This window comes from Alitiscatomonas aceti (assembly GCF_025567195.1).
Taxonomy (GTDB): domain Bacteria; phylum Bacillota; class Clostridia; order Lachnospirales; family Lachnospiraceae; genus Alitiscatomonas; species Alitiscatomonas aceti.
In genome coordinates this window covers 1-6500 of the sequence record NZ_JAOQJF010000060.1, presented here as the reverse complement: position 1 = coordinate 6500, position 6500 = coordinate 1, and the positions used below count along the sequence as shown (strand labels likewise).

Genomic DNA, 6500 nt, shown 5'->3' with positions numbered 1-6500 from the left:
AGCAGGGATTTTCTCTGTTTCCCTTTTTTGTCTTAGGAATAGTTCCTATATTTGCCAATGATAATTATACACTAACACAAATGCCCAAAGGTATTCTTGTTTTTTATAACAAAAAATTAAATTGATAAAATTTCTATAAACTTTTCCTGGCTTTTTCGTCATTTTCATAGTATGATAAGAATATCAACAGAGCCATGTCCGTGGTTCTGCCAATATAAGATAGGAGGGGTTTTCACATGAAAGACAACACGACTGCGAAGAAAGTTTCAAAGATCGACCGACTGATCAACGGCATTGAAGCTGTCTGCAACAAGCTGCCGCCGCCGGCCATCCTTTTCTGCTGGCTGTTCCTGTTCACTGCGGTGATCGGCGCGATCTTCACCATGACCGGGCTCACGCTTACCAATCCGGCATCTGGAGAAGCCGTCACATCCGCCAACCTCTTCACCACCGAAGGCCTTCACTGGTTCCTGGACAATATGGTGAAAAACTTCACTGGCTTCGCGCCTCTGGGCCTGGTAATCACCATGACCCTGGGCATCGGCCTCTGTGAAGAATCCGGAATGCTCATCTCCCTTTTAAACAGCTCCTTAAAGAACGTTCCGGCTGCCCTGGTTCCCTATGTGGTAGCGTTCATCGGAACCGTCGGCAACATCGCTTCCGACACTGCCATGGTGGTGATCCCGCCCATGGCCGCCATTGTATACATGGGCGTGGGCAAGCACCCCGTTGTGGGTATGATGGTTGGCTACGCAGGCGCCCAGGCCGGTTTTACCGCGAACCTGATGGTAGCAGGAACCGACACACTGCTCCAGGGCCTTACCAATGATGCCATCAAGGCGTTCATGCCAGAAACCACCTTTGCCGTAGACGCAACCTGTAACTGGTTCTTCATGATCGCATCCACCTTCCTCTGCTCCCTTGTCATTGGATGGTGCTCTGTACATATGATCGAGCCGCGTCTTGGAAAATATGAGGGCTCCGGAAACGCCAAGCTGGATGAAGTTACGCCCCAGCAGAAAAAGGGCCTTCATGCGGCAGGAATCACAGCTCTCATTTATATGGCCCTGATCGCCGTACTGTTCTTTATGGGACCGCTGGCCGGCGAAAACGGAAAATTTGTAGGCTCTCCGTTCCTTAAGGGACTGATCCCGATCCTGTTCGTCCTGTTTTCCATCTGCGGACTTTCCTATGGATATGTTTCCGGCAGCTTTAAAAACATCAACGACGTCAACAAAGCGATGGCCAAACAGATGGCCGGTATGGGCTCCTACGTCCTGTTCTGCTTCTTCTGCGGACAGTTCCAGGGTCTCTTCAACTGGACCAAATTAGGAACGCTGTTAGCCATCGGCGGTGCTGACTTCCTGGAGAACGTCGGCTTCACAGGTATTCCTCTGTGCGTTGCTTTTATTCTCCTCTGCTCCTTTGTTAACATTTTTGTATCCTCCGGTTCTGCCAAGTGGGCGATCTTTGCACCGATCTTCGTGCCCATGTTCATGCTCCTTGGCTATCATCCCGGCTTCACCCAGCTGTGCTACCGCATCGGCGACTCCCCGTTCAACTGCTGGACCCCCATGTCCGCATACATCTGGATGATCCTCAGCGTAGCGCAGACCAAGTACGTTCCCAACTTAAAGATCGGTACCCTGATCGCCAATATGATCCCCATGTCCATCGTGCTTCAGATTGCATGGATCATCTTCCTGGTGATCTGGATGCTTCTGGGAATCCCCTTCGGCCCCGGCGTTGGGATCTATCTGCCGGCAGGCGTTATGTAACTGGTTCCATTCAGCCATTCCCGGCTGAGGCCATATAAAAGCCGCCGTCCATGCGGCCTCTCCCCACATACAGGGAGGGACGTCATGGCGGCGGTTTTCTTTGTTTTCTCTTATTTCTGTCCGTTTTTCTCCAGATCCTGTACGTTTCTCTCCTCCAGCTTTCTTTCCAGGATCTCTGCCGCACAGACAGCCAGGTCCTTACAGGGTCTCTTCTTATAATAATCGTCTGTGCGTGCCTCCGGCACCGGAGCCGTATCACTTGTGATCCCCGAAAGCAGGTCCCGGCAGATGATGCTTCCATTTTCCTTCCGGAACTCCTCCGCCAGCTCCTGGATCAGCGCATAATGGTCTGCCTTTGGCTTCCCGGTCTCCGGCCCGGAATATCCCAGAAGCTCTCCCGCCACAATGGCCATGCCGCTGACGCAGCCGCACACCTCCCGGAGCCGTCCCAGGCCGCCGCCAAAGGACGAGGCGATCCGTGCCGCCGTCTCCTTTGGGATCCCCATTTCATCCGCAAAAGCCAGTACCACCGACTGGGCGCAGTTATAGCCCTCCAGGAATAACGCTCCTGCCTTCTCTCCATGTGTCATATCGTATTTTTTCCTTTCTTTTTTATTGAATATTTCCCGTTCCTGTGTTAAACTATATTTGTTATGCTCTGGGCCATCGCCAAGCGGTAAGGCACAGGACTTTGACTCCTGCATTCGAGGGTTCGAATCCCGCTGGCCCAGTGTCTGAAAGCCGTTTTCCTTTCATCAAGAAGGAACTCGGCTTTTTCTTTTCACCCACATTTTAGTACGGAATACTCAAAAATACAACACGTTCATAAAGAACCCGGTAATTCAAAACATTATTGCCTGATTCACCATATTCACTGCAAAAAGAATGATGCACCGTTTTATCAACAGATGCATCATCCTTACCTTTTATGTTTCTTCTGATATCTGGTCTATTATCCCTAATCCGCAAAAATATCTGGGAAAAGCGCTTCGTCAATTCTTGGATTCTTTTCATCCCACTCTTTAAAATGAGGATAATCACGGTTAAAGAACGGATGTCCATAATTTCTGCTCATACGAACCGGAATATCTGTGATGTTGTGCTCCTGGAACGCTTTAATAATTTCTTCTTTCCGCGGATTATGTTCGATTGCTGTAATCGTCATGCATAAACCATGGATCAGCCTTTCAAAACGATTAAACACAATTCCCATTGCCATTTCATGTTCTTTCATTCCAGCTGTACGCGGTCCATTGCACAGACATGAAATATTCATTCCATTTTCCATATATGGATGAGCAGTAGCTTCCGCACAAATCGCCTGATTACCTACCATTTTAATTCCCTGTGCTGTGCCAAAATGATATGTATATCCCTGGATCAAACGCATGATATTTCTAGGATAGCTGACAATAATAACAACATCCGGCGCTTCTGTAAAATCCTCCAAGGGGCGAACCATAACGCCCTTTACCCTATGGGAACAGCGGTGGATATGGCTTGTTACCTCCCTGGCAGTTGCCAGATCCTGATATAAACCCCTTGGTTCAAAAAATCTGCCATCCAGGTAATATCTGTCATCGTCTACAATTCCCAGTGCCCTTGCGCCTCCGAAGCAGCCGAAATTATCAATATCAGCCTTCATTGATTCTCCCTCTCCAGCATGGATTACCATGGTGCAATAGGACATTTTGCCCGATAACTTCGGAACATCAGCAGCTTCAAATTCCTCTTCTGTAAACAGGAATTTCATTGCTACGATTTTATGTTCCAATTTTAATGCACAATTTGCATACTCTAAAAGGCGTCTAACCGCTTTCTGATCATATCCGTACATGATTATTCCCCCTTGTTACTGCGGAAAATACTTATCAATCTCACTATAAAGGATGAAAGTACCGTCAAATCGCTCATTAAATGCATCGTACCACTTCTGCTGCTCCATCTGCTCCTTTGCGACAGACACCCATTCAGCATTTTCATCCTTTCCGCTTACGATCAATCCCTGCGGAGTCATCTGATCACGGGTGCTTAATCCCATATGCTCGCTGGGAGACATAACACCGGACTCTTTTACAATAACCGCCGATGCTACTACCCCGTCAACATCATTTATGCTAGACATTGCTGTTGTTAATTCCGCCGGTGTAATCTGAATATTCTTAGGATTTTCTACAATATCAATAATCGAATAAAAATTATTCTCACTGGGAGTTTCTGCAAGAGTGATCAGCCCAGCATTCTGCAGAATACGCAGGCCTCCATCAATATTGCTTAATCCGTTGGAAACGATCACCTTCGCCCCATCCGGAAATGCTTCTGGAGAATCCCATTTTGCCGAATACAAACCAGCATATGAGAAATAGTATGGAAATGCCATAGCCAGGTCAGCATTATTTTCCTCATTGAATGTATTCATCCATTTAAGGCTATTGCAAAATAAGCCATCAATATCTCCTGCATTTAATGCTTCAGCAGGCAGGTTATTTCCGTCGAAAACAACTACCTCTACTTCATATCCAGTTCCTTCCATTGCCTCCTTCATGATCTGGACACACGGTTCTGTTGCTGCAACGCATCCGATCTTAAGCGTAACTGGCTCTTTTTTTGCTTCGGTTGTTGCTGCCTCGCTCTCCTTAGCAGCCGTTTCCTTTGCCTCTGTTTTCGGCTCCTCCTTTGTTGTTTCTTTTGCCGTTTCTGAGCCAGAGCATGCAGCCAGACTAAGTACCATCATTCCGCTCAGAAGCAGTGACATCATTTTTTTCATTCTTTCTTCCCTTCCTCTTTCTGTTATTTTTATTTATATATCCATAAAGGATGTATAAAACGTGGTTATTTTCGGAGACATCTGTGATACAAAAGGCTTCCTGCCAGCTGTATAAGCTGGACTATGATCAAAGTAATGATCACGCTTGTATACAAAACAAGATCATTAAAGCTGTAAAATCCATAATTTAATGCAACAGAACCAAGACCGCCCGCCCCAACAGCTCCTGCCATGGCGGTTGATCCGACGCAGTTAATCGTTGCGAGTGTAACGCTATTTACAATTGCCGGCACAGATTCCTTTAATATCACCCGAACCAGAATTTCACGGTTTGATAAACCAAAAGATCTTGCCATTTCTATCAATTGTGGATTTACCTCCAACATGGCATTTTCCAGTAAACGCGCCACAAACGGAATTCCTCCGACACTTAATGGAAGGATTGCTGCCGCCTCTCCAATCATGGTCCCTAGTATAAAACGGGTAATCGGCGCTAATGTCACAATCAAAAGGACAAACGGAAAGCTCCTGATCGAATTAGCTACTACCGATATCGGTGTATAAATCTTTTTATTAGGATGCAGCCCTTTGCTGGGATGGGTCAAAACCATGAGACAAGACAAACCAAAACCGCAAACCACACAGATAAGCATTGTAACCGCAACAAGACGAAGAGTTACCAAAATAGCGGGAGCAATCAACTGATTGAAATATCGCATCCAGACATCCCAAAATTCCGAGTTAAACACTGTCTGCCCCCTCCTTTTCTACCGTTTGGCAATAAATCCCCTTCTTGCGTAGCCAGCTTAAACAGGTATCTAGTTTTTCTTCTGGCACCCTGATAGAATAATGTATCTGAGCTTCCTTTCCCATACCAAGATGCTGAATATCCATAATATCAAAATCTGTTTCCAGAGCCCGGGCCATACGGGAAAACACGAACAGATCCTGTTCACAAACCGAGACTGATAGATTTGCGTGATTTTCTCTATTCCCCTGCAATCTGCGCAGCGCCGCTGGAGCCTGCATGAATATCTCCGTTGTTGCTCCATGACAGGCGAGATGTCCATCCTCCAAAATCGCCATATGCGTACAAATATTCCGGATAACCGAAAGCTGATGCGCCACAACAATAATCGTTATTCCCGTCTTTTCATTAATCTCTTTTAAAAGATTCAGAATAGATTCGGCGGTTCTAGGGTCGAGAGCCGATGTAGCCTCATCGCACAACAACACTTTAGGCTGCATCGTCAATGCTCTGGCAATCGCAACTCTCTGTTTCTGCCCTCCCGAAAGATATGGCGGAAAGGCTGAGATCTTATCATTCAGATCAACCAGACCAATGAGTTCCCTCACACGTTCATCTATTTCTTTCTTTTTATAGCCCCAGCTTTTCATAGGAAAAGCTACATTATCATACACATTCAGACGGTCCAGCAAAGAAAAATTTTGAAATACCATACCGATCTCACGACGTGCTTCCCTTGCCTGTCGGTCATTACCTGTCGATATCTGTATACCATCTACCAAAATACGCCCACTATCAAATGTTTCTAATCCATTGATGCATCGTAAGAGTGTAGATTTTCCAGCTCCGCTCTGTCCAATGATGCCAAATATAGATCCCTTTTGAATGTGAAGACTCATTGTATTTAAAACTTCTAATTCTCCATATCTTTTTGAAAGGTTCTCAATCTGAATCATATTATTTTCACCTTTTTCAATGTCAAGACCATTTTCTAATGCTGACTTCTATTTTTATTAATATATAATTTTCACCAAACATTGCGTCACAGCGCTTTCATTATATATGAATTTATATAGAAATCAAATTCCAAAATTCTATTCAACATTGTTTCTGAATTGAAAAAATAAATATCTAGTCATGAACCACCAGTTCAACTGGTGGTTTGATTATGCCCCTATAAGGGGCCTATGCCTGCAACGCCTGAAAG

At 45.6% G+C, this 6500-nt stretch carries 5 protein-coding genes, 1 tRNA gene and 1 pseudogene; 2 read left to right on the top strand and 5 right to left on the bottom strand.

Annotated elements, in window-relative coordinates; all coding sequences use genetic code 11:
• The first annotated feature begins 236 nt into the window (after positions 1-236).
• Entirely contained in the window at positions 237-1778 is a 1542-nt protein-coding gene (locus tag OCV69_RS16185) for an AbgT family transporter (RefSeq protein ID WP_022272892.1), read from the top strand.
• 110 nt (positions 1779-1888) lie between these two features.
• On the opposite strand, the gene OCV69_RS16180 is transcribed toward OCV69_RS16185, so the two are convergent.
• Positions 1889-2368, bottom strand: a complete 480-nt coding sequence (locus tag OCV69_RS16180; protein WP_262563238.1) for a C-GCAxxG-C-C family protein — start codon at positions 2366-2368, stop codon at positions 1889-1891.
• 69 nt (positions 2369-2437) lie between these two features.
• Between OCV69_RS16180 and OCV69_RS16175 the strand changes: the two genes are divergently transcribed.
• A tRNA-Gln gene (locus OCV69_RS16175) sits at positions 2438-2509 on the top strand.
• A 227-nt stretch (positions 2510-2736) separates the two neighbouring features.
• On the opposite strand, the gene OCV69_RS16170 is transcribed toward OCV69_RS16175, so the two are convergent.
• The 4 genes and pseudogenes from OCV69_RS16170 to OCV69_RS17200 all read right to left on the bottom strand — a co-directional run.
• Complete coding sequence (locus tag OCV69_RS16170; protein WP_022272144.1) at positions 2737-3615, bottom strand: DUF169 domain-containing protein; 879 nt, start codon at positions 3613-3615, stop codon at positions 2737-2739.
• A 15-nt stretch (positions 3616-3630) separates the two neighbouring features.
• Positions 3631-4545 (bottom strand): MetQ/NlpA family ABC transporter substrate-binding protein, encoded by a 915-nt coding sequence (locus tag OCV69_RS16165; RefSeq protein WP_022272143.1) that lies wholly within the window; start codon positions 4543-4545, stop codon positions 3631-3633.
• Between the two features lie 65 nt (positions 4546-4610).
• Positions 4611-5294: a methionine ABC transporter permease gene (locus tag OCV69_RS16160; RefSeq protein WP_158360280.1), complete on the bottom strand. Its 684-nt coding sequence runs from the start codon at positions 5292-5294 to the stop codon at positions 4611-4613.
• 444 nt (positions 5295-5738) lie between these two features.
• Positions 5739-6192, bottom strand: a pseudogene (locus OCV69_RS17200) (ATP-binding cassette domain-containing protein); the annotation flags it as partial.
• Between the last annotated feature and the right edge of the window lie 308 nt (positions 6193-6500).